The following is a 23,722-nucleotide window of genomic DNA, read 5'->3' on the forward strand; positions in this document are numbered from 1 at the left end:
GAACTACCATGTCAAAAAAAGTTATTGTTGAAAGTTTTGAACTTGACCACACTATTGTTAAAGCCCCCTATGTTCGCTTGATTGGGGAAGAGACAGGACCAAAGGGAGATGTCATCTCCAACTTTGATATTCGCTTGGTGCAACCAAACGAAGACTCAATCCCTACCGCTGGCCTTCACACCATTGAGCATCTCTTAGCCAAACTCATTCGTACCCGTATTGATGGCATGATTGACTGTTCACCATTTGGTTGCCGTACAGGCTTCCACATGATTATGTGGGGTCAACATACCAGTGCTGAAATCGCGGCTGTTATCAAGGATTCTCTCAAAGAAATTGCTGAAACCACTACTTGGGAAGATGTTCCTGGAACAACCATCGAATCTTGCGGAAACTACAAGGACCACAGCCTCTTTTCTGCTAAGGAATGGGCGAAGCTCATCTTGGAACAAGGAATCTCAGATGATGCCTTTGAGCGTCATGTCATCTAAACACAAAAGGAACCAGCTTTTTAGCTAGTTCCTTCTTTTTTTATTCTCAAAATCGCGAGTTAGGCTTTTTCACGAATGACCAAAACGCCATCTTCCATATCTGCTTCCAGATGTTTGGCATCTAGATGATCCAAGTGGAAGTCCGTCACCTTATCACGAATTTGTTGTTCAACCACGCGACGGAGAGGACGAACACCCATAACTTCGTCATAACCTTCTTCTGTGATAAAGTCCTTAGCCGCTTGACTAACTTCCAAATCAATGTCTTTCTTAGCCAAGGTTTGGTTGACTTCAGCCAACATCAAGTCCACAATCTTAGAAAGGTCTTCCTTATTCAAGTGTGAGAACTCGATAACTGCGTTAAAGCGATTGAGGAATTCTGGACGGAAGTATGGTTTCAAACGATCCATCAATTCTGGTTTATCCGCATCTTCCGTCAAGTTAGCTTCATAGCCAAATCCAGCATTTGATGTCGCGATAATGACAGTGTTCTTGAAGTTCACTGTATTTCCTTGACCATCAGTCAAACGACCGTCATCCAAGACTTGGAGGAGAAGGGTAATGACTTGAGGATCAGCCTTTTCAATTTCGTCCAAGAGAATGATAGAGTAAGGATTGCGACGAACACGTTCTGTCAAGGTATTGCTATTGTCATCATAACCCACATAACCTGCTGTTGTACCGATTAACTTAGAAACGGCTGTGCGGTCACTGTATTCAGACATATCCAAGCGGATGATCGCATCCTTGGTTCCAAACATATCGAGCGCCAATTGCTTAGCAAGTTCTGTCTTACCAACCCCAGTAGGCCCTACAAAGAGGAAGCTACCGATTGGGCGATTGCCTTCATCAAAACCAGCACGGTTACGACGGATAGCACGAGCCACTGCTTCTACTGCCTTATCTTGGCCGATAACCTTGTGTTCCAAACGATGGGCCATATCTTTCAAACGTTCGATGTCTGATGCTCCCATTTGTGATACCGGAATACCAGTCATACGTTCTACAGATTCAGCCACATCGTTGACACTCGCGGTCACTTTCATATCTTCTGTGTGGTTTTCGACTTTTTTCTCTAATTCAGCAATACGTGTCTTGGCATTGAGAGCTGCTTCGAAATCTTCTGCCTCAACTGCTTTTTCTTGCTTGTCCTTTTCTGCCTCGATTTCCCGTTCAACAGCATGCACATCTGTTACAGGATGTTGAGCTGCCAAGTGAGCTGCCGTTACATCGACAAGGTCAATAGCCTTATCTGGCAAGCTGCGTTGAGGAATGTATTGGACAGAATAATCCACTGCTGCTTTCAAAACTTCATCTGGCAAGACGACATTGTGGTGTTGTTGATAGAGGTCACGAATTCCTTGAAGGATTTTAAAGGTATCCTCTGCTGAAGGAGCATTGACCTTCACTTCGTTGAAACGACGAGCAAGTGCTGCATTCTTCAAGATGGTATTACGGTATTCGTCTTGAGTTGTCGCTCCAATAACGGTCAATTCACCACGAGAGAGAGCTGGTTTGAGAATATCTGCAAGACCTTTAGAACCACTATCACCTCCGATTGAGCCAGCGCCAAGGATTTGGTGAATTTCATCAAAGAAGAGGATAATATTTCCTGCTTCTTTCACCTCGTTGACTAGGTTTTGAACATTTTCTTCAAAGCTACCACGGTATTGAGTACCAGCCTCAAGACCTGAGATATCAATAGAAATAATTTCCTTGTTCTTAATAGCAGCCGGAACATCTCCGTTCACAATGGCCTGTGCTAGACCTTCGACAACTGCGGTCTTACCAACACCTGCATCTCCGACAAGTACAGGATTATTTTTCGTACGACGTGAGAGGATTTCAGCTGTTTCTTGAATTTCCTTGTTTCGTCCGATAACAGGATCCAACTTGCCCTCACGAGCTTCCGCCGTCAAGTTACGACCTAGCTTAGCAAGGACGCCGTCTTGTTTCATACCTGAAGCATGTTGTTGCATTTGCGCATCAGATTCTGCATTTCCTGGTAATTGTCCCGTTGCACGATAATGAGCAAATTCCTCAGGGGTCACTTCTCGTCCATTTATCAAGTAGCGACGGTTTTCAGAACTATATCCTCGCATACCACCCATCAATTGGTTAAATAAATCATCCATGTTGTTAAAGTTATTAAAGTTGTTGTTCATATTTTTTACCTCGTTTATTGTTAATTATTTGCGATATCTGATATTGACTATCTTTGACCTTTGTTTTAAAAATTTTAGACTAGCTAACTAGCTACCCTACGTATAATTTCTGGTTTTTCTTTTTTACATAAGCCTTCTATAATCTTCTTTTCAAAATCTCGTAGGTTTAACATAGGCCTCACCCCTTTCTAGGGTATCTATCATACATTTTCAAGAAATAGAATCATTGAAAATGAGGTTTTCTAAGGAAGTCATTTTCCTTATGTTTCTACTATACCACTTTGGTCAGTAAAAGTCAATAACTTTTTTGACTAAATTTGACTATTTTTTGAAAAGTTTTTAAAGCACAAGAAAACCAGTTAGATTAACTGGCTTTCTTTCTATATTCTAATTGAATATTAGCTCAATGCATCATCCATTGAGAGAACTTCGTGGAAGACACGTTGTGTCAATTCAGTTTTTTGTTCTGGAGTGAGGTATTTGGTATTTACACAGTATCCTGAGATACGAACGATGACATCTTCGCCATTCATAATCTTGTCATAAACATCTTTCAAGTCCATAACGTTCAAGTTACAGTGTTGTCCACCGTTTTCGAAGTAACCATCAAGGATTGTTACTAAGTTATCCACTTGTTCATCACGAGTCTTACCAAGAGCACGTGGAGAAACTTGAGTTGTTAATGAGATACCGTCAGCTGCGTAACCAAAGTCTAGGCTAGCAAGTGAGTTCAAGTTTTGCAACCATCCACCTTTAGCTTTGTTAGATGGGTTAGCACCAGGTGAGAAGAATTCAAGTTTAGACAAGTTCACAGAACCATCTTCGTTGAGGTATACACCTTTGTGGACTGGTGAGTTACCAGTTTGTTTAGAGTAAGCAACGTTAGATGTGATGGTCAAAAGTGATACTGTAGCTTCTGCGTTCTTGTAGAGTTTGTGGCTACGTAGACGAGTTGTGTAAGCTTCGATCAACCATTCTGCCAATTCGTTTGAACGTGGGTCATCTTCACCCCAACGTGGGTATTCACCGATTGTTTCGTAATCGTAGATGTAGCCATTTTCGTCACGGATTGGTTTAACGGTAGCATATTTAATCGCTGACAATGTATCAACAGTGTTAGCAAATCCACAGATACCGAATCCCATATTTGCACGTTGTTTAGTTGGCAAGAAGGCCATTTGAACCGCTTCGTAGTTGTACTTATCAGTCATGTAGTGGATGATGTTCAAAGCATCTACGTAAGTGTTAGTCAACCAGTCAAGAGATTTTTCAAAGTTCGCTTTAACTGATTCGAATTCAAGAACTTCGTCACGGATAGGATCGATGTCAAATACTTTGTAGTCTTTGTGAACATCGTCGTAACCACCGTTCAAACCAGTAAGAAGGGCTTTAAGAACATTTACACGAGCACCGAAGTACTGGATGTTGTGGCGTTGATCTTCATTTTCTGGGTCAAGCGGTGACACACAGCATGAGATACAGCTCATTTCTCCGTATCCGTCTTTAGCCATTGTTGTTACACCTTCGTATTGGATAGAAGAGTGTTTGTGGCTCATATGCATACAGTAGCGACGGAAGTTGTATGGTAATTTGTCAGTCCAAAGAACTGTCAAGTTTGGCTCTGGAGAGTTACCGATGTTGTCAAGAGTGTTCAAGAAACGGTAGTCCATCTTAGTAACACGGTGACGACCGTCGTTACCCATACCAGCCATAGAAGTTGTGATGAAGGTTGGGTCACCTGAGTACAATTGGTCATAAGCTTTTGTACGAGCAAATTTAACTGTACGAAGTTTCATAACGAAATCATCAACGAATTCTTGGATTTCTGATTCAGTAAATGTACCACGAGCAAGGTCACGTTCTGCAAAGATGTCCAATACGATTGGTACACGACCTAGAGATGTAGCAGCACCGTTAATCACACGGCAGACAGCCATGAAAGCAATGTTAACCCATTGGATTGCTTCTTTGACGTTCATCGCTGGTTTGCGGACATCAACTCCGTAAAGGTCACCCAAGCGAACAACTTGTTGCAATGCTTGGTATTGAAGGTTTACTTCTTCGCGAAGACGGATTGTTTCTTCATCAATTTCTTTAATTGCATTCCAGTCGTTTACTTTTTCTTGCATCAAGTAGTCTGCACCGTAAAGAGCAAGACGTGCGTAAACACCGATGATACGTCCACGTGAGTAAGCATCTGGAAGGCCAGTTACAGTGTGAGCGTGACGAGCACGACGGATATTTGAAGTGTAAGCACGGAAGATACCGTCGTTAACTGTTGTTACGTATTTTGTGAAGATTTCATGAACAGCTGGATCTGGTTCGTATCCATTTTCTTTCAAAGTAGTTTCAGCCATACGGATACCACCTTTTGGCATGAAGTTCAATTTGAAGAGTTCATCGTTTTGGATACCGAAGATCAATTCGTTTTCTTTGTCGATAAATCCAGCAGGAATATCAGCAATAGATGTTGGACGAGTGTCCATTGGGAAACGAGTTTCTTCGTAATGTGCTTTTGTTTCTTCTACGATTTTTTTGATGTGAAGTGAACGTTCTGTTGGTCCAGCAAGGAAACTTTCATCTCCATCGTAAGGTGTGTAGTTAGCTTGAACGAAGCGAGAAATACTTGCTTTTTCTTTCCAATCTACGCCTTTGAAGCCTTCCCAAGCTTTATCAAAAATATCTTGTGCTTCAACAACTGTCTTAACAACCATGTTAATGTCCTCATTTTTCTTTCTAGTAACAGCCATCTGTTACATTCATAAATCAAGTATACCACACAGTAACCGATTTCAACAAGAAGAAATCAGCCTTTTTAGCGCTTTCTTTTATAATACAGGCTGTTTTATGCTCTTATCTGTATTATATTTTTGAAAGTCAGATTGAACTTTCCCATTTTTTCAGAAAAAACGGTATAATAAGAGAGAAAATACGGCTAGAAAGGAAGCTAAATGCTCATATTTCCATTGATTAATGATTTGTCTAGAAAAATCATCCATATCGACATGGATGCCTTTTTTGCTGCGGTGGAAATCAGAGATAATCCCAAGTTAAAGGGTAAACCTGTCATCATTGGGAGCGACCCTAGACAAACAGGTGGTCGAGGAGTCGTTTCTACCTGTAGCTATGAGGCACGAACTTTTGGTGTTCATTCAGCCATGAGCTCTAAAGAAGCTTATGAGCGCTGTCCCCAAGCTGTTTTCATCTCAGGAAATTATGAAAAATACAAGACTGTAGGACTTGAGATTCGAGCTATTTTTAAACGCTACACTGATTTGATCGAACCTATGAGTATTGACGAGGCTTACTTGGATGTGACGGAAAATAAACTCGGTATCAAGTCAGCCGTCAAAATAGCCCACCTCATCCAACAGGATATCTGGCAGGAGCTACACCTGACAGCTTCTGCAGGTGTTTCTTATAACAAATTCCTAGCTAAAATGGCTAGTGACTATCAAAAGCCACATGGTTTGACAGTTATCCTCCCAGATCAAGCCCAAGACTTCCTCAAACAAATGGACATTGCTAAATTTCATGGCGTGGGCAAAAAAACAGTTGAACGCCTTCATGAAATGAGCATTTATACTGGTGAAGACTTATTGGCTGTTTCTGAAGTCACTTTAATCGATCGGTTTGGCAGACTCGGTTTTGATCTTTATCGAAAGGCTAGGGGCATTCATAATTCACCGGTCAAGGCCAATCGTATTCGCAAGTCTATTGGCAAGGAAAAAACCTACGGAAAAATCCTGCACGTAGAAGAAGACATCAAAAAAGAGCTGACCCTGTTGGCACAGAAGGTAGAAAATAGCTTGACTAAGCACGATAAGAAAGGGCGAACCATCGTTCTGAAAATCCGCTATGCCGATTTCTCCACCTTGACTAAAAGGAAAAGTTTGGCCTTAGCTACTCAAGACAAGGAGCAAATCGAGCGAACTGCGCATGAGATATACGATAGCTTGGAAGAACAACCACGAGGTATCCGACTGCTAGGACTGACAGTGACGGGGTTTGAATAAAGATAAAAGCTTGGTTCGTTACCGGGCTTTTTTAGATATAGTTTTTAGTATGAGATAGTTGCTTGTGACGAGTTTCTAAGTTGGCTGATGATTTTCATTAACTAAAAATAATCTTTTTTGAAAAAATACTGGACAAAGTTTTCTGTGTCTGTTATACTGAGTTTATAAAACAAAAAACCGCCCGGTCGGTTTTTAAAAAGAAAGGAGCAGAAATGAAGAAATCTGTAGTAGAAAAAACAAGCGATCACATCCTCAAGTTTAATCAGGAGCTGGATCGGCAGCGGGAAGGTCAGAAAGAGTTTTTGCAGCAGCAGGCAGAAAAACGTAAGGTGTGGCTAGAAAAGATAACACAGGGTGAGAATCTCATACGCTATTCTAAGTGGGGAGTCAAAGCTGGATATGCTGTCCTTGCTGGTGGCTTGCTGACTTCTGCCTTTAGCCCATGGCGAGGACTGGGTATTATGGCAGTAGGCAGTCTGAGCATTGCCTACAATCTCTGGCAAATTCGGCGATTGCAAAATCAAGAAAGGAGCAAGTAGCAGAGAAATGGCCTGTCTTAAGCATCAGAGTCAGGACAACTTAGAAACTAAAAGCAGCAGGCAGTAGCTAAACGGTGCTGATATAGCTTTTAGGATTATTTAGTCTATCTTTGCTTTTTATTTTAGGCAAGGACTAAAAGACTATGTTTTCTATTTGGCGTAGGTCTTTATTTTTTATAACAAAACAAACCGAATAGTCGGATTTTAAAAATCTGCGTTTCAAAACAAGCAATCATCTGAAAGACTGAAAGTAAAGGATGCTTTTGACCAGTTTTCGGATGACTTTTCACTATTCTACATTTGATAAGGAGTTATCGTATGAACAAACAAACACATGTAGAGCCAGAGGCAAGGCATATCCTGCCCTTTCTGTCCTGGACTTTTGGCATTACCTGGGGAGCCTGGCTGCTTCAGTATATTTTAACCGCCCTGAAGCTGACCAGCGGGGCTGAGCCTTTGGGCTTTGCTCTCAATTTCATCGGGGGCTTCGGACCGACCTTGGGAACTTTTATCAGCCTCAAAATTTCTCATCCTAAGAAGATGCTGGACTTTATCTTCTCCCATGCCAAAGGCTGGTGGATTTACATGCTGGTCTTCTGTCTGGTTCGGGTTTTGACCCTTTTTATCGCCAATCCTGTATTACCGCCGCTCAATGCCGTTCTGATGTTTCCTCTGGGCTGGACCTTTGTCACCTTTGTTGGAGGCGGGAACGAAGAGCTGGGCTGGCGGGGAGTGCTGCAGCCGGCTCTGGAGAAAAAATTCTCCTTCCCTCTGGCAACTGTCATCACGGCTCTGGTCTGGGTGGCCTGGCATCTGCCCCTCTGGCTGATTCCGGGAACGAGTCAAGGTCAGGTTTCTTTGCTCTTCTATCTCTCCTTTGGTATCTTGCTCTGTTTCTGTCTGGCAGTTCTCTACAAGCAGACGGCCTCTGTCTTTGCCTGCATGGCTTTTCACGGCTGCATTAACTTTGCTCAGGCGACGATTGTCGGCAGTGCTACAAATGGCGGAAGGTATCTCAGCTTCCAGGCTGCTAATCTGGTCATGACCGCCCTGCTGGTCGGCTGGTGGTATTGGAAGGGCAATCGGAAAGGGGCTGAGAAAGATGCAGGCTAAAAATCTTGGCAATCGCTCTTCTTCCAAAGAAAAAGGAGTAATCATATGAAAACACAAACACATGTTGGGCCAGAGACAAGGCATATCCTGCCCTTTCTGGCCTGGACTTTTGGCATCAGCTGGTCTGCCTGGCTGGCTTCGGCTTTCCTGAGGATTCCTATTATTTCCCAGGTCCTAACCATCGCTGGTGTTTTTGGCCCGGCCATTGGAGCCAAACTGGTCTTAGGAAAATCGTTCAAGGAGCTCTTGGCTTCTATCGGATCGGCCCGAAAAAGGACTTGGGTCCATCTCTTGATTTTGACAATTCTTTATACCCTTTCCATAGTCTTTTGGAGCCCGCTCCTGCCTGGTTTTAGCCTTCTCAGGATTGCCCTGATTTTTCTCATGACGACTCTTCTGACAGGCGGCAATGAAGAGATTGGCTGGCAAGGTTTTCTGCAGCCGACTCTGGAAAGACTTCTGCCCTTTTCGATAGCGACTGTAACAACTGGGTTAATCTGGGTTGTCTGGCATCTGCCCCTCTTCTTTACCCCCGGCAGCAGTCATGCAGGGACTTCTTTTCTAGTCTTTACTGCCGCCTGCCTACTCGCCCGTTTCTGGTTGGCGGCTCTTTACAAGGTCAGTCAGTCCATCCTTTACTGTGTTCTTTTCCACGGGGCCATCAATACCATTGGTGAAGGCATTTTCCTGGGGAAGGGGACGGAAAATCCGCTCTTTTTCCTAGGCTATATCTTGATGGCGGCTTACAGTATCTATCTTTGGTATCAAAGGGATCAGCAAGACAAGGCTTAAAGATATTTTTATGTTTTTGTATTTCTCCGGCTTTTTTGGTAGAATAAAGCTATATTAAAAACAAAGGGGAACAGAATGGCACAGCGAAAAGACAAATCCCAGGCCATGAGAGAAAAAATTTTATCAACAGCTTCACAGCTTTTTATTCACAACGGCTATGAAAAAACAAGTATACAAAACATAGCGCAAACAGCTAGTATTTCAAAAGGAGCCATTTATCACCATTTTCAATCAAAAGATGAAATTCTTTTTGCAGTTTTAAAACAGCGTTATCAATCGATGGAAAAGGAATTGCTAGACTGGCTTGAATCCACCAGTCATTTAACTGGAAGAGAACAGCTCAAAGAAATCTTTCAGTTTAGTTTAAAAAGTCAGAAAACTAACTACGAAATGTTGAATCACGCGCCTCTTGATGCAGAGTTCATGCTGACTACTATCCGTTACAATCTGCGTATAGGAACTCCCCTTATTGCAGATATTATAAAAAAAGGAATAGAAGATCAGTCCATTCAACCCATCCCCTTCCCTAATGAAGTGGCCGAGACAATCTTGCTTTTGACTAACTTTTGGGTAGAAGGAAGTATTTTTGAAAATTCTTCCGAAAAAATAGTTGATCGTATCTATTTCTTACAATTTATGCTTCAATCCATCGGACTAGATATTTTTGATGAATCTTTGATCCAAGAAATTTTAAGTCAATCAAATTAAATACAATCTTTTCGTTTACTTTTAAAGCCGTGGATAAACGTAGTACAAGGCGATATAATGATGTAATAAAAAATAAACTAAACGATTATAAAAAAATAGGATAGTTCCCCAAATGTTTTTTTGGCGAACTATCCTATTTTATTTTTAACTTATACAAACAAACGCACAAAACTATAGAGCAACAAGACACTACCGAGTACGATACGGTATTTACCAAAGAGTGTAAAGTCGTGTTTCTTCACATAGCTGGTCAAGAAACGAATGGCAACCATGCTGACTGCAAAGGCAACACCCATAGCTACCAAGAGCAAGAACAGTTGTCCAAAACTCAAGAGTTGACCTGCTTTAATAAATTTAAAAATCTTCAAAGCACTAGCTCCGAACATAACAGGAATCCCGAGATAGAAGGTAAACTCTGTTACGACAGAGCGGCTCGTTCCATTCAATAAACCACCAACAATCGTCGCACCTGAACGGCTCGTTCCCGGGAAGAGGGCGAGGACTTGGAAGAGCCCAATGTAAAGGGCTGTTTTATAAGGCAACTTGTCTAACTCTGTTACTGTTGGTTCAATGGCTTGCGCCTTATTTCGTTGTTCAAGATAGATAAAGGCAACACCATAGATAATCAACATGATCGCAACTGAAACCATGTTATGGAAGTTAGCATCAAACCAATCATCTAGTTTAAAAACCAATAGCAAAGGCAAGGTTGCAACCAAGACTTTTGACCACAATTGCCAAGTTCTACGAACTTCGACCTTAGTTTTACCAGGTTTGAAAGGATTAAGCTTGTTAAAGTAAATGACCATAACTGCTAAAATGGCACCAAGTTGAATGACAACATTAAACATGGACATGAAGGCTTCATTCTGGTCCTTGTATTGTACAAATTCTTCAACCAAGATCAAGTGGCCAGTACTTGAAATGGGCAACCATTCTGTAATTCCTTCAACAATCCCAAAAAAGATTGACTTCAAAATTTCAATAAAATACATACATTACTCCTTTTTCTGTCCTCTATTATAACATAATTTCAGATGTTGCGATAGATTTTTTAGAAGGCGCCGATGCTACCACCGCCACCTCCTCCTGAGAATCCTCCACCTGAAGAACCACTTCCGGAAGATACAGAGTAATTGCTAGCTGTATTTGCGACAGCAGTATATTGCTTGATTTGTGCAGTTGAGGTGTAGAACTGTGAGTGCCAACCATAGGCTACATAAAGATTCAAATCTGGATTTTCAAGCTGAATATGGCGGACTTTCATTAACTTGCTCACCTTCTTGGCATAACCAAAGAGAGTCGCATAGACCAGTAGACGGTTCCAAAGGACGATGCTCTCTAGCTCGGCCTGATCCATATGAGCGATATCCCGAAGCATATTTTCAAAACTCGTCCAGAGATAGAAGATCTCCGCTCCTTCCTCTGTTAGAACTCCATCGCGATAGGCTCCTCGCGTGGCAAGATAAACCCAGAAACTAGCCCCTAATCCTGTCAATCCTAAGAGTAGAAATGGGATCGAAAAGAAACCATGTGTTTGCCAGCTATAGTAAAAGAATAGCAGTCCACCTAGAGCTGTTATGGCTGAACAGACCCGCATCCCGAGAGCAAGGCGACGTTCCTCACTTGTCAAGGGACGATAGTAGCTTGGGATACGAAGTACATGGACCTTATCCTTGACACAAGACTGAATGCGTTGAAGTCTTCCTTCAAAGGAGCGTTTGAGGCGCAGTCCTGTTTCTCGGATATGTTTTTCATCTGACTCTTTGGCACCACGGTAAAGGGAAGATGAAACTTGGTAATCAGGGAAGAGCTCTGAAATAGCCAATTCTTTCTTATTTGACAAAGTCATGCGTAGGCATTCCTTCTCAAAATTGGACAAACCCTTTTCACTGATAATGCGCACATAAGGTTCCTCATCCCCTTGGAAAATAGATAAATGACCTCGATCTACTAAATCCAACAAGGTTGCCTGAATCAGACGTTCAAAAGTAAATTTACCAAACCCTGATTTGTTTAGGGGATTGACTTCCTCTAAGGAAGTTGAATACACAGCTTCTGCTAAAACCATTGGAGGCAAATCCATCGGTGGTTCGTAGAGTCGATGATCTTTTGAAAAGACCTTTTTAATGCTTGTACTCTGACGAAACTTCCTATAGAAGAGAGGAACTAAAAGTAAGAGGCTCATAAAAATGACAGGGAACACCCATTTCATCATTATCTCACTTTGCGCTTTTTCTGTCGCTATATTGCTTTCAATCTGGTTAAAATCAGTTAAACGTTCTTCCTCTAATCCTTGATCTGGAGCCCCTGCAAAAGCACTTCTAGGCCAGTATGCGTGTAATTCGATCTGTCGCTTTCTCGGAAGGTCTTTCATTTTGACATGATAGAGATTATTTACTTTTTCAACACTAGAGTCCCTTAGGAGCTGGCCTGCATGAAAATAGAGTTTCTCTGCTGAAGTATCAGAGCTAACCTTAAACTCAATCTCTTTGATGTCTCCAGTACTATCTGTCAAGGGTTGCCAATTTAGCTCTGCGATATCCTTATATAAGAAGAGAAGGTTTGTTAGTTTCCAGGTAACCGTTACCCGAACAGTATCTCCAGCATATCCAGCATTGTAAATTTTTACCTTGTAACCGTCCTCTTCCTCCATAGTATAGAAGGAAGCATTTTGAACAATTCTTCCATTTTTAGAGACCTGAACGGTCGGATCGGGATCAATGTCAAATCCTTCTGGCATTTTCCCAGCTTTCCCTAGTCCAACCAACTGACCATTATAATCGTCTCCAAAACGATAGGTAATTGTTTCCTTAAAAATTGCAGTATTATCTGCATGAATATTCAAATCACCTTGATAGGATAAGACATCAAAGTCTACCGCAAAAACCAAGCTCGGTATAAACAATAAATAAGTAAATACCAAAGCAAACAGCCATCTTTTTTTCATAATCGGTTCCCTTTCAATCTTTTTACCATTATATCATTTTTTATAAGTAAAGGCTTACTTGTATTGAAAATCTCACTATTTTTAGATACAATAGAGAGAGTCATTTTTAGACTAGAAATAGGAGAAAACATGAAAAAATTATGCTTATCTATCCTTGCTAGCCTAGCCCTTACCTTAGGACTAGTTAGCCAAGTCCAAGCCGACGAATATTTACGCATCGGGATGGAGGCAGCTTACGCTCCCTTCAACTGGACTCAAGACGACGATAGTAACGGCGCCGTCAAAATCGACGGTACCAACCAATATGCCAACGGCTACGATGTTCAAATTGCTAAAAAGATTGCCAAAGACTTAGGCAAGGAACCTTTGGTTGTGAAAACCAAATGGGAAGGACTTGTTCCAGCCCTTACTTCTGGCAAAATCGATATGATCATTGCCGGCATGAGCCCAACCGCTGAACGCAAACAAGAAATTGCTTTTTCAAGCAGTTACTATACTAGCGAACCGGTTCTATTGGTAAAAAAGGACTCTGCCTATGCGAATGCCAAATCATTGGAAGACTTTAGCGGAGCAAAAATCACGTCTCAACAAGGTGTTTACCTTTATGACCTGATTTCCCAAATTCCAGGCGCCAAGAAAGAAACAGCCATGGGTGACTTTGCTCAGATGCGCCAAGCACTTGAAGCAGGTGTTATCGATGCCTATGTTTCTGAACGACCTGAAGCAATGACCGCTGAGTCTGCCAACGCTAAGTTCAAAATGATCCAACCTCAACCAGGTTTCAAAACTGGCGAAGAAGATACAGCTATTGCCATTGGACTTCGTAAAGATGATAGTCGCATCAGCCAAATCAATGCCAGCATCGAAACCATCTCTAAGTATGAGCAAGTAGCCCTCATGGATCGTATGATCAAAGAGCAACCTGTGGAGTCTACAACAACAGAGGAAGAAAGTACTTTCTTTAGCCAAGTCGCTAAGATCCTTTCTGAAAACTGGCAACAACTCTTACGTGGTGCTGGTATCACACTCTTAATCTCCATTATCGGAACCATAACAGGTCTCCTTATCGGACTTGCGATTGGGGTCTTCCGTACCGCCCCACTATCTGAGAACAAGGCAATGTACGCCCTACAGAAACTAGTCGGTTGGATTCTCAATGTCTATATCGAGATCTTCCGTGGTACACCAATGATTGTTCAATCCATGGTTATCTACTATGGAACTGCCCAAGCTTTCGGTATCAATCTTGACCGCACACTAGCCGCTATCTTCATCGTCTCAATCAACACAGGTGCCTACATGACTGAAATCGTCCGTGGTGGTATTCTAGCAGTTGACAAAGGACAGTTTGAAGCTGCAACTGCTCTTGGTATGACCCACAATCAAACCATGCGTAAGATTGTCCTACCTCAGGTTGTCCGTAATATTCTACCTGCTACTGGTAATGAGTTTGTCATCAATATCAAAGATACCTCTGTATTGAACGTTATTTCAGTTGTTGAGCTTTATTTCTCAGGAAATACTGTAGCAACACAAACCTATCAATACTTCCAGACCTTTACCATCATCGCCGTGATTTACTTTGTCCTCACCTTTACCGTGACCCGTATCCTACGCTTCATCGAGCGTCGTATGGACATGGATACTTACACTACAGGTGCTAACCAAATGCAAACGGAGAATTTGAAAAAATGACACAACCAATCCTTGAAATCAAACACCTCAAAAAATCCTATGGGCAAAACGAAGTGCTAAAAGACATTTCCCTCACCGTCCATAAAGGAGAGGTTATTTCCATCATCGGAAGCTCAGGAAGTGGAAAATCAACCTTCCTTCGTTCGATTAATTTACTCGAAACACCTACAGAGGGAGAGATTCTCTATCGAGGAGAAAATGTCTTAGAAAAAGGCTATAACCTCACCCATTATCGTGAAAAACTCGGTATGGTTTTCCAATCTTTCAATCTCTTTGAAAATCTGAATGTCCTTGAAAATACAATCGTCGCTCAGACGACTGTCCTTAAACGCGACCACTCTGAAGCTGAAAAGATTGCCAAAGAGAATCTCGAAAAAGTTGGTATGGGAGAACGCTACTGGCAAGCCAAGCCTAAACAACTCTCAGGTGGTCAGAAACAACGCGTAGCTATCGCCCGCGCACTCTCCATGAATCCTGACGCTATTCTCTTTGACGAACCAACATCTGCTCTTGACCCAGAAATGGTCGGAGAAGTCCTCAAAATTATGCAGGATTTGGCTCAAGAGGGCTTGACCATGATCGTCGTAACCCACGAAATGGAGTTTGCCCGCGATGTCTCTCACCGTGTCATCTTTATGGATAAGGGCGTCATTGCTGAAGAAGGCAAACCAGAAGACCTCTTCACGAACCCTAAAGAAGAACGGACAAAAGAATTTCTTCAACGTTATCTCAGCTAATAAACAAAGACTGCATTCTTTATGCAGTCTTTTTAATTTGTAATTGTAAAGAAAAGGCAGACTCGACTCAGGAATCTGCCTGTGACCACAGTTTAATCTTCAAATTTTTCATGATTTTTTTCATAGAAATCGATTAAACCAAGAGCTGTTTCAAATGAAATATTTTTAACTTTTGCGCGTCCTTGTGCTAGAGCAATGATAGACATTTCACGCGCATTCGTTTCTTTAGAGATACGGTAGCCTGTGATTTTCTTATCACGAACCCAGCCAACAACTGCTTCTACTTTTTCAAAGTTCGACTTAGCCATGTTCTTCTCCTAAATTATTCTTTACAATACTTAATTGTATACGTTTTTATTTCATTTGTCAATAAAAAAACATATATTCGTCGTAACTATATTATTCTGCATATTTTTATTTGGCTTTTAAAGCCGATAATATATGAGTTCTTATGTCCTCAACTCCATTAGGATTTGCTGGTAGGAAGATTGTATTATTACCCTCTTTATCTGCAAAATTATTCAACGTATCTAAATACTGGTTCGTTAATAGGATAGACATGATTTGTTCTTCAGTTAGCTCAACATTGGCTCCCTTTAACTCTTGGATAGAATCAGCTAGTCCGTCAACAATTGCTTTACGCTGCTCTGCAATCCCTACACCATGTAGGCGATCTTTTTCTGCTTCTGCTTCTGCTGCGGTCACGATTTTAATCTTATCTGCTTCAGCAAGCTCTTGCGCCGCAACTCTCTTACGTTGAGCCGCGTTAATTTCATTCATTGATTGTTTTACTTCAGCATCAGGTTCAACCTTAGTAATCAGCGTTTTGACAATGATATACCCATATGTAGACATTTCTTCAGCCACTTGTTTTTGAACTTCTAAGGCGATTTCATCCTTCTTCTCAAACAACTCATCTAGGGTTAGCTTTGGTACAGATGAACGCAAAGCATCTTCAATATAGGATTTAATCTGGGCTTCTGGACGCATCAATTTATAATAAGCATCTGTGACATTGTTTTCATTCACTCGATACTGAGTTGCCACATTCATCGTTACAAATACATTATCTTGCGTCTTTGTCTCTACAACAATTTCACTTTGCAACAAGCGTAGTTGAACTCTTGCCGCAATCCTATCAATCCCAAAAGGAGCTCGTAAATGAATGCCACTATTGCTCAACTTTTGGTATTTACCAAAGCGTTCTATGATAGCGACAGATTGTTGTCGAACCACATACACAGAACTAACCATAATCACTGATGCAATCACCACTAATAATAATAAAACAAGTAAAATTTGTAAAATCATGGGAATCTCCCCCTTTCGTCACCCTCATTATAGCACCATCATCATTATTACGCAAATAATATGATAAGAATTTTATTTTAGCTTAAACTAGCATATTATACAACGTTTCGTTCCCATTCAAATTAATATAAGATGGGTCAAACTTTTCCATTCGATGAATCAAGCCAGCATAATCATGCTTATTGGCAAGAGCTACCCCAATCAATACAGGACCTGTCCCCTTGCTTGCTCGTTTGATATATTCAAAACGAGTGATATCATCATTTGGCCCTAAAATATCATTTACAAACTCTCGGAGAGCTCCAGGACGTTGCGGAAAATTCACTACAAAGTAATGCTTGATTCCATCGTAAATCAAGGCACGTTCTTCCATCTCCGGCATACGGTTGATATCGTTATTTCCTCCAGAAATGATACAACAAATCGTCTTACCTTTGATATAGTCTGATAAAACTTCCAAGGCTGCAACACTAGCAGCCCCTGCTGGTTCCGCTACAATTCCTTGCTTGGAATAAAGATCAATCAAGGTTTCAGAAATCAATCCCTCGTCCACCCCAATCAGCGTTTCAACATTCTTTCGAGTCGCTTCATAGGTTAATTGTCCAACCTTCTGTACAGCTATCCCATCAGCGAATTTATCAATTTCTTTGAGTTTAACTGGACCCCCAGCCTCAAAGGCAGCTTTCATAGAGCGGGCACCATTAGCTTCTACCCCAATCACTTCAATAGTCGGGTTGGTTTCCTTAATATATGTAGAAACGCCGGCAATCAATCCGCCACCACCTACTGGTACAAGTACTGTATCAAAATCAATAGACTCTTTACGGGCTTCTTCAAGAATCTCATAAGCTACAGTCCCTTGACCAGCCTGAACATGCGCATCATCAAAAGGATCGATGAAGGTGCGGTTTTCTGTTAATGTAAATTCTTGTGCTGCCTTAGCAGAAGCATCAAAGGTATCCCCAACCAACTTGATTGTCACAAACTCTCCACCGAAAAAGCGAACCTGCCCAATCTTTTGTTGCGGTGTTGTAATGGGCATAAAAATGGTTGCAGGAATCTTCATCTCATTACAAGTATAGGCGACACCTTGGGCATGATTTCCCGCAGAGGCACAGACTACACCACGCTCGCGTTCTTCTTTTGACAGTTGAGAAATGGCATAATAGGCTCCACGAATTTTAAAAGAGCGAACTCGTTGCGCATTCTCCTTTTTGAGATAAATCTTTGCTTGGTATTTTTCTGATAAATAATGATCATATTCTAGTGGTGTATCAACTACTACACCACTCAAAACTTTGTGGGCTTTCACCACATCTTTTGCACTTAGCATTGTCTCCTCCTCAAATACTGTTCAAGATAAAAAACGAGTTAGGTACCCCCAACTCGCCTTCTGTCTCTCTTTACAAGAATTAATTGTAGATTTTGAATGCGTCGTCGTCGTTTTTACCAACGAAAGGCATTGCTTTACGCAATTCTGCACCAACTTTTTCAATTTCAAGGTTAGCTGCTTGTTCACGGTAAGCAGTTAATTTTGGACGACCAGCCTTGTAGTCATTCACAAAGTCATTTGCAAATTTACCATTTTGGATATCTGCCAAAACAGCTTTCATGTTTTCTTTAACTTGCTCAGTAATCACACGTGGACCTGATACATAGTCACCGTATTCAGCAGTGTTTGAAATAGATTGACGCATTTTCTTGAATCCACCTTCATAAATCAAGTCAACGATCAATTTCATTTCGTGAAGAACTTCAAAGTAAGCCAATTCTGGGGCATAGCCTGCTTCTGTCAAGACTTCAAAACCTGCTTCGATAAGGGCAGTCAAACCACCACAAAGTACAGCTTGTTCACCAAAGAGATCTTCTTCAGTTTCTTCTTTGTAAGTTGTTTCAAGCAAACCAACACGAGCTGCCCCAACACCTTTACACCAGTCCATAGCAATATTTTTAGCATTCCCTGTTGCATCTTGGTAAACTGCGTAAAGAGCTGGAACACCAAATCCTTCTTCGTAAGTACGACGTACCAAGTGTCCTGGTCCTTTAGGAGCACACATGAAGACATCTACATCTGCAGGAACTTTGATAAATTCAAAGTGGATATTGAAACCGTGAGCAAATCCAACTGCATTTCCAGCTTCCAAGTTTGGAGCGATTTCTGCTTCGTACAATTCTTGTTGGATCTCGTCTGGTGCCAAGATCATGATAACGTCAGCCAATTTAGTTGCTTCTGCTACTGTGTATGTGTCAAATCCGTCTTCTTTTGCTTTGTCAAAAGATTTACCTGGACGCACACCGATGATGACATCACGACCTGAATCACGCAAGTTTTGCGCATGCGCATGTCCTTGTGAACCATAACCGATTACGGCGATTTTTTTACCGTCAAGCGCTGCTACTTTAACATCTTTTTCGTATTCCATTTGAACTGCCATAGTTTTTCTCTCTTTTCTATTTTTTATTGCCTTATAGGCTGGTTTAACAAATTTAAGTTATTTTTTATACTCATTGAAAATCAAAAAGTATTAGTCGCGGGTAAATCCAGTTGCACCCGTACGAGCGATATTTTTAATACCATATGGTCGAATCACTCGCAATAAAGCTTCACTCTTTTCAGCATTTCCCGTCATCTGGATGGTGATTGAACTTGGAGCCACATCTACTACCGTTGCACGGAAAGGTTGGATAATAGCCAAGATTTCTGCACGCTTCTCAGCAGGAGCAGATACTTTTACCAAGATAACTTCTCTTTCCAAGTGTGGTTTATCTGTGATATCTCGAATGCGAATCACATCAATCTGACGATTGAGCTGTTTAATGATTTGCTCTACTTCATCATGAGATGCTACATCAATAATGATGGTGATACGAGATACATTGGGGTTCTCTGTCGCACCAACTGAGATACTCTCAATATTGACTTGACGACGAGAAAGGACACCTGTAAAACGATTCAAAACTCCTGAACGGTTTTGCAATCTAGCTGTTAACATTCTACGCATGGAACTTCACCCCCAACATCTCATGATTGCTCTTACCAGCTGGTACCATCGGTAAGACCTGTTCCTTACGAGAAATATCCACCTCGATAAACATGGGCACATCCTCCAGAATGACTTCTAGATCCTTCTCTATCGTCTCTGGATTATCAAATATATAGTTTTTGATACCGTAAGCCTGTGCCATCAGCTGGAAGTCAGGAAGTGTATCAAAGACTGACTCGGAAGTTCTACCCTCATAGAAGGATTCCTGCCACTGACGAACCATTCCTAGTGAGTGGTTATTCAACATGACAACCTTAATCGGCACCTTGTAGATGTTTAGGATAGCTAGTTCTTGGTTGGTCATTTGGAAGCCACCATCACCTACAAAAAGGATAACCTCTTTTTCTGGATTTGCAATCTTGGCTCCGATAGCTGCAGGAACTCCGAAGCCCATGGTACCCAAACCACCTGAAGTGACTAACTGACGCTCATTTTGGTAAGGATAATACTGAGCTGTCCACATTTGGTGTTGCCCTACGTCTGTGACAACAATGGCATCTCCATTCGTCAACTCACCGATGCGTTCAATAACGGCCTGAGGCTGAACCACACGTTCTTTCTTATCATAAGAACGAACTCGATTCTTGTCCTTGGTGACTTTTTCAATCCACTTTTCAGTATTGTTATGAACAGTTGGTTCTGCCAGTAGCATCTGCAAGGCTTTCTTAGCATCCCCCACTACAGGAATATCTGCACTGATAATCTTACCAATCTCAGCTGGGTCAACATCGATATGGGCAACCTTAGCATTCTTCGCGAAGGTCTTAGGGTTCCCCGTCAAGCGGTCATCGAAACGGCAACCAATACTAATCATAAAGTCCGCTTCCGTCATTGCAATGTTGGCTGCGAAAGAACCGTGCATGCCTCCCATCCCTAGGAAGAGCGGATGACTCGTTGCAATGGTTCCTTGCCCCAAAAGACTAGTGACTACTGGAATTTGGTAACGTTCAGCAAATTCATTGAGCTCCTTAGAAGCTTCTGCATAGCTGATACCACCGCCTGCTAACAAAACAGGTTTCTTGGCTTTTGACAATTGCTTCAAGATTTTCTTGATTTGCATGTCATTCGGATCAAGCGTCGGTTGGTAACTTGGTAAATTAACTTCTGGTGAATAGATGAAATCTGTCTCTAGAGCTGATACATCCTTTGGCAAGTCAATCACAACTGGACCTGGTCGACCTGTCGTTGCGATATGGACAGCTTCCGTAATAATACGAGGAATATCTGCTGTCTCACGAACTTGGTAATTGTACTTGGTAATGGGCATGGTAATACCCACGATGTCCGCCTCCTGAAAAGCATCTTTCCCAATTCCAGCTCGCGCAACCTGACCTGTAAAGACCAAAAGGGGAACGCTATCGCTCATGGCATCTGCAATCCCTGTAATGGCATTTGTTGCTCCCGGCCCACTCGTGACGACGGCAACGCCCAACTTTCCAGTTGATTTGGCATATCCTTCAGCTTCGTGCAAACAACCTTGTTCATGGCGTCCCAAGATGTGGCGAATGCCTTTAAAATTGTATATCGCATCATACAAAGGTAAGACCGCACCACCAGGATAACCAAAAATGGTATCAATCCCTAAGTCCCGAAGTGTTTCCAAAACTAGGTCCGACCCCGTCTTAGGAGATTCTAAACTGATTTTCTCCATTGTTCCCCTTTCTCTTCTCTTAAAAATAGCTTGTTACTATCATACCATTTTTTCAAAAATTTTCAAGGCAAAAGAGTCAATTTTCTGAATTTTCTATCTAAAAGTGTATTTATGAATCTTTTCCTTATTTTTATTAAGTTATCTACGGAATTAGGAACCTTTATTTATTTTAATTTATCAAATTAGAATATTTTCTTTCTTGGTAGAATTAGTATTTTTCTCACTTAGCGACCAAATTTGTATACTATATTCAGCAAAAATGAATAGTTAAAGACAAAAGAAGGAAGCCACTAAGTGACTTCCTTCTAGAGTGAGGACTGATTAGTCTTCACCTTTGTTTTTCTTAATGATTTCTTCTTGTACTGACTTAGGTACATCTTCGTAGTGGTCAAATACCATCATGAAGGTACCACGTCCTTGAGATGCAGAACGAAGAACTGTTGCGTAACCGAACATTTCAGCAAGTGGAACGTAAGCACGAACGATTTGGCTGTTACCGTGTGCTTCCATACCATCTACACGTCCACGACGAGCAGTTACGTGACCCATAACATCACCAAGGTTTTCTTCTGGAACAGTGATTGTTACAAGCATCATTGGTTCAAGGATAGCTGGTTGTGCTGATTTAGCAGCTTCTTTAAGGGCAAGTGAAGCCGCGATCTTGAAGGCTGTTTCAGATGAGTCGACATCGTGGTATGAACCATCGTAAAGCTTAGCTTTAACGTCAACCATTGGGTAACCTGCAAGAACACCGTTAGCCATAGATTCTACCAAACCTTTTTCAACCGCTGGGATAAATTCACGAGGAACCACACCACCGACGATTGCGTTTTCGAATTCGAATCCTTTACCTTCTTCGTTTGGACTAAACTCAATCCATACATCACCAAATTGACCTTTACCACCAGACTGACGTTTGAAGAATCCACGTGCTTGAGTAGAAGCGCGGAATGTTTCACGGTAAGATACTTGAGGAGCACCTACGTTCGCTTCGACTTTAAACTCACGACGCATACGGTCAACAAGGACGTCAAGGTGAAGTTCACCCATACCTGAGATAACTGTTTCACCAGTTTCAACGTTTGTTTCAACGCGGAATGTTGGATCTTCTTCAGCCAATTTTTGAAGTGCGATACCCATCTTATCTTGGTCAGCTTTAGATTTTGGCTCAACCATCAACTGGATAACTGGTTCTGGAACGTGGATTGACTCAAGGATGATTTTAGCTTTTTCATCTGTCAATGAATCACCAGTAGTTGTATCCTTCAAACCAATAGCAGCTGCAATATCACCAGCATAAACGGTTTCGATTTCTTGACGACTATTGGCATGCAATTGCACAAGACGTCCGATACGTTCACGTTTACCTTTAGAAGTGTTCATTACGTAAGAACCTGATTGAAGAACACCTGAGTATACACGGAAGAATGTCAAACGACCTACAAATGGGTCTGTTGCAATCTTGAAGGCAAGAGCTGCGAATGGCTCTTCGTCAGATGCTGGACGAGTTTCTTCTTCGTCTGTATCTGGGTTGATACCTTTGATTGCTGGGATGTCAAGTGGGCTTGGAAGGTAGTCGATAACCGCATCAAGCATCAATTGAACACCCTTGTTCTTGAAGGCAGAACCACACAATACTGGGAAGAATTCAACGTTGATAGTTGCTTTACGGATAGCAACTTTCAATTCTTCGTTAGTGATTTCTTCACCTTCAAGGTATTTCATCATCAAGTCTTCATCAGTTTCAGCAACTGCTTCAACCAATTTTTCACGGTATTCTTGAGCTTGGTCAAGGTAGTCTGCTGGAATATCTTCTTCAAGGATATCTGTACCAAGGTCGTTAGTATAGATTTCAGCTTTCATCTTGATCAAGTCGATGATACCGCGGAAGTCATCTTCAGCACCGATTGGCAATTGGATTGGGTGTGCGTTTGCTTGAAGACGATCGTGAAGTGTGCTTACTGAGTAAAGGAAGTCAGCACCGATTTTGTCCATTTTGTTGGCAAATACGATACGCGGAACTCCGTACTCAGTTGCTTGACGCCAAACTGTTTCAGTTTGAGGCTCAACACCTGATTGTGAGTCAAGAACAGTAACCGCACCGTCCAATACACGAAGAGAACGTTGTACTTCGATTGTGAAGTCCACGTGTCCTGGTGTGTCGATGATGTTTACGCGGTGGTTGTTCCATTGAGCTGTTGTCGCAGCAGATGTGATAGTGATACCACGTTCTTGCTCTTGCTCCATCCAGTCCATTTGTGACGCACCTTCGTGAGTTTCACCGATTTTGTGGATTTTACCAGTGTAGTAAAGAATACGCTCAGTAGTTGTTGTTTTACCGGCATCGACGTGAGCCATGATACCGATATTACGAGTTTTTTCAAGTGAAAATTCGCGTGCCATGAGGTTTGTTTCTCCTATTTATTTTAATTTCTATTCTATTATAACACGATTTTAATAAAAACGGATAGGCAGGACCTACCCGTTCTCAATGTTTATCTTGTTTTTGT

At 41.7% G+C, this 23,722-nt stretch carries 19 protein-coding genes; 8 read left to right on the forward strand and 11 right to left on the reverse strand.

What is annotated here, in order from left to right; all coding sequences use genetic code 11:
- Positions 1–8: 8 nt before the first annotated feature.
- Complete coding sequence (locus NMM25_RS06695) at positions 9–491, forward strand: S-ribosylhomocysteine lyase (RefSeq protein ID WP_254736346.1); 483 nt, start codon at positions 9–11, stop codon at positions 489–491.
- Between the two features lie 59 nt (positions 492–550).
- Here NMM25_RS06695 and NMM25_RS06700 read toward each other — a convergent pair whose 3' ends face one another.
- Both NMM25_RS06700 and pflB read right to left on the reverse strand, forming a co-directional pair.
- Positions 551–2,656, reverse strand: coding sequence for an ATP-dependent Clp protease ATP-binding subunit (locus NMM25_RS06700; RefSeq protein WP_254725497.1), 2,106 nt, complete (start codon positions 2,654–2,656; stop codon positions 551–553).
- A gap of 398 nt (positions 2,657–3,054) precedes the next feature.
- Positions 3,055–5,370: a formate C-acetyltransferase gene (pflB, locus tag NMM25_RS06705; RefSeq protein WP_254736391.1), complete on the reverse strand. Its 2,316-nt coding sequence runs from the start codon at positions 5,368–5,370 to the stop codon at positions 3,055–3,057.
- A gap of 237 nt (positions 5,371–5,607) precedes the next feature.
- Here pflB and dinB point away from each other — a divergent pair, with 237 nt between their 5' ends.
- The 5 genes from dinB to NMM25_RS06730 all read left to right on the forward strand — a co-directional run bounded on the left by dinB (position 5,608) and on the right by NMM25_RS06730 (position 9,824).
- The gene (gene dinB, locus NMM25_RS06710) at positions 5,608–6,672 is read left to right on the forward strand and encodes a DNA polymerase IV (protein WP_254736347.1); all 1,065 of its coding nucleotides are present in this window, start codon (positions 5,608–5,610) and stop codon (positions 6,670–6,672) included.
- Positions 6,673–6,884: 212 nt separating this feature from the next.
- Positions 6,885–7,211, forward strand: coding sequence for a hypothetical protein (locus tag NMM25_RS06715; RefSeq protein WP_254736348.1), 327 nt, complete (start codon positions 6,885–6,887; stop codon positions 7,209–7,211).
- 318 nt (positions 7,212–7,529) lie between these two features.
- Positions 7,530–8,324, forward strand: a complete 795-nt coding sequence (locus NMM25_RS06720) for a CPBP family intramembrane glutamic endopeptidase (RefSeq protein ID WP_254736349.1) — start codon at positions 7,530–7,532, stop codon at positions 8,322–8,324.
- Between the two features lie 45 nt (positions 8,325–8,369).
- Complete coding sequence (locus NMM25_RS06725) at positions 8,370–9,116, forward strand: CPBP family intramembrane glutamic endopeptidase (RefSeq protein WP_254736350.1); 747 nt, start codon at positions 8,370–8,372, stop codon at positions 9,114–9,116.
- Between the two features lie 75 nt (positions 9,117–9,191).
- A complete protein-coding gene (locus NMM25_RS06730; RefSeq protein ID WP_254736351.1) occupies positions 9,192–9,824 on the forward strand; it encodes a TetR/AcrR family transcriptional regulator in 633 nt (210 codons plus the stop codon).
- A gap of 149 nt (positions 9,825–9,973) precedes the next feature.
- Here the strand turns inward: NMM25_RS06730 and NMM25_RS06735 are convergent, their stop codons facing one another.
- Both NMM25_RS06735 and NMM25_RS06740 read right to left on the reverse strand, forming a co-directional pair.
- Positions 9,974–10,819, reverse strand: a complete 846-nt coding sequence (locus tag NMM25_RS06735; RefSeq protein ID WP_254736352.1) for an undecaprenyl-diphosphate phosphatase — start codon at positions 10,817–10,819, stop codon at positions 9,974–9,976.
- A gap of 59 nt (positions 10,820–10,878) precedes the next feature.
- Positions 10,879–12,774 carry a DUF2207 domain-containing protein gene (locus NMM25_RS06740; protein ID WP_254736353.1) on the reverse strand — a complete coding sequence of 632 codons (1,896 nt, stop codon included), beginning with the start codon at positions 12,772–12,774 and terminating at the stop codon, positions 10,879–10,881.
- Between the two features lie 129 nt (positions 12,775–12,903).
- Here NMM25_RS06740 and NMM25_RS06745 point away from each other — a divergent pair, with 129 nt between their 5' ends.
- Together NMM25_RS06745 and NMM25_RS06750 are read left to right on the forward strand one after the other, a co-directional pair.
- A complete protein-coding gene (locus tag NMM25_RS06745; RefSeq protein ID WP_254736354.1) occupies positions 12,904–14,469 on the forward strand; it encodes an ABC transporter substrate-binding protein/permease in 1,566 nt (521 codons plus the stop codon).
- Entirely contained in the window at positions 14,466–15,206 is a 741-nt protein-coding gene (locus tag NMM25_RS06750; protein WP_000193351.1) for an amino acid ABC transporter ATP-binding protein, read from the forward strand. Before NMM25_RS06745 ends, NMM25_RS06750 begins: the two co-directional genes overlap by 4 nt.
- A 92-nt stretch (positions 15,207–15,298) precedes the next feature.
- Here the strand turns inward: NMM25_RS06750 and NMM25_RS06755 are convergent, their stop codons facing one another.
- The 7 genes from NMM25_RS06755 to fusA all read right to left on the reverse strand — a co-directional run bounded on the left by NMM25_RS06755 (position 15,299) and on the right by fusA (position 23,615).
- Positions 15,299–15,514, reverse strand: a complete 216-nt coding sequence (locus tag NMM25_RS06755) for a hypothetical protein (RefSeq protein WP_001130031.1) — start codon at positions 15,512–15,514, stop codon at positions 15,299–15,301.
- A 106-nt stretch (positions 15,515–15,620) separates the two neighbouring features.
- On the reverse strand, positions 15,621–16,517 hold the full coding sequence (locus tag NMM25_RS06760; RefSeq protein ID WP_254736355.1) for an SPFH domain-containing protein: 897 nt from the start codon (positions 16,515–16,517) through the stop codon (positions 15,621–15,623).
- A gap of 82 nt (positions 16,518–16,599) precedes the next feature.
- A complete protein-coding gene (ilvA, locus tag NMM25_RS06765; protein ID WP_000947300.1) occupies positions 16,600–17,850 on the reverse strand; it encodes a threonine ammonia-lyase IlvA in 1,251 nt (416 codons plus the stop codon).
- 79 nt (positions 17,851–17,929) lie between these two features.
- Entirely contained in the window at positions 17,930–18,952 is a 1,023-nt protein-coding gene (gene ilvC, locus NMM25_RS06770) for a ketol-acid reductoisomerase (protein WP_000290683.1), read from the reverse strand.
- Between the two features lie 90 nt (positions 18,953–19,042).
- Positions 19,043–19,519 carry an acetolactate synthase small subunit gene (ilvN, locus tag NMM25_RS06775; protein ID WP_001253813.1) on the reverse strand — a complete coding sequence of 159 codons (477 nt, stop codon included), beginning with the start codon at positions 19,517–19,519 and terminating at the stop codon, positions 19,043–19,045.
- The gene (locus tag NMM25_RS06780) at positions 19,512–21,212 is read right to left on the reverse strand and encodes an acetolactate synthase large subunit (protein WP_254736356.1); all 1,701 of its coding nucleotides are present in this window, start codon (positions 21,210–21,212) and stop codon (positions 19,512–19,514) included. The genes ilvN and NMM25_RS06780 overlap by 8 nt, the downstream gene beginning before the upstream one ends.
- A gap of 321 nt (positions 21,213–21,533) precedes the next feature.
- On the reverse strand, positions 21,534–23,615 hold the full coding sequence (gene fusA, locus NMM25_RS06785; protein ID WP_254736357.1) for an elongation factor G: 2,082 nt from the start codon (positions 23,613–23,615) through the stop codon (positions 21,534–21,536).
- Between the last annotated feature and the right edge of the window lie 107 nt (positions 23,616–23,722).

It is taken from the genome of Streptococcus sp. CF10-1 (genome assembly GCF_024295825.1).
Classification (GTDB): Bacteria; Bacillota; Bacilli; order Lactobacillales; family Streptococcaceae; genus Streptococcus.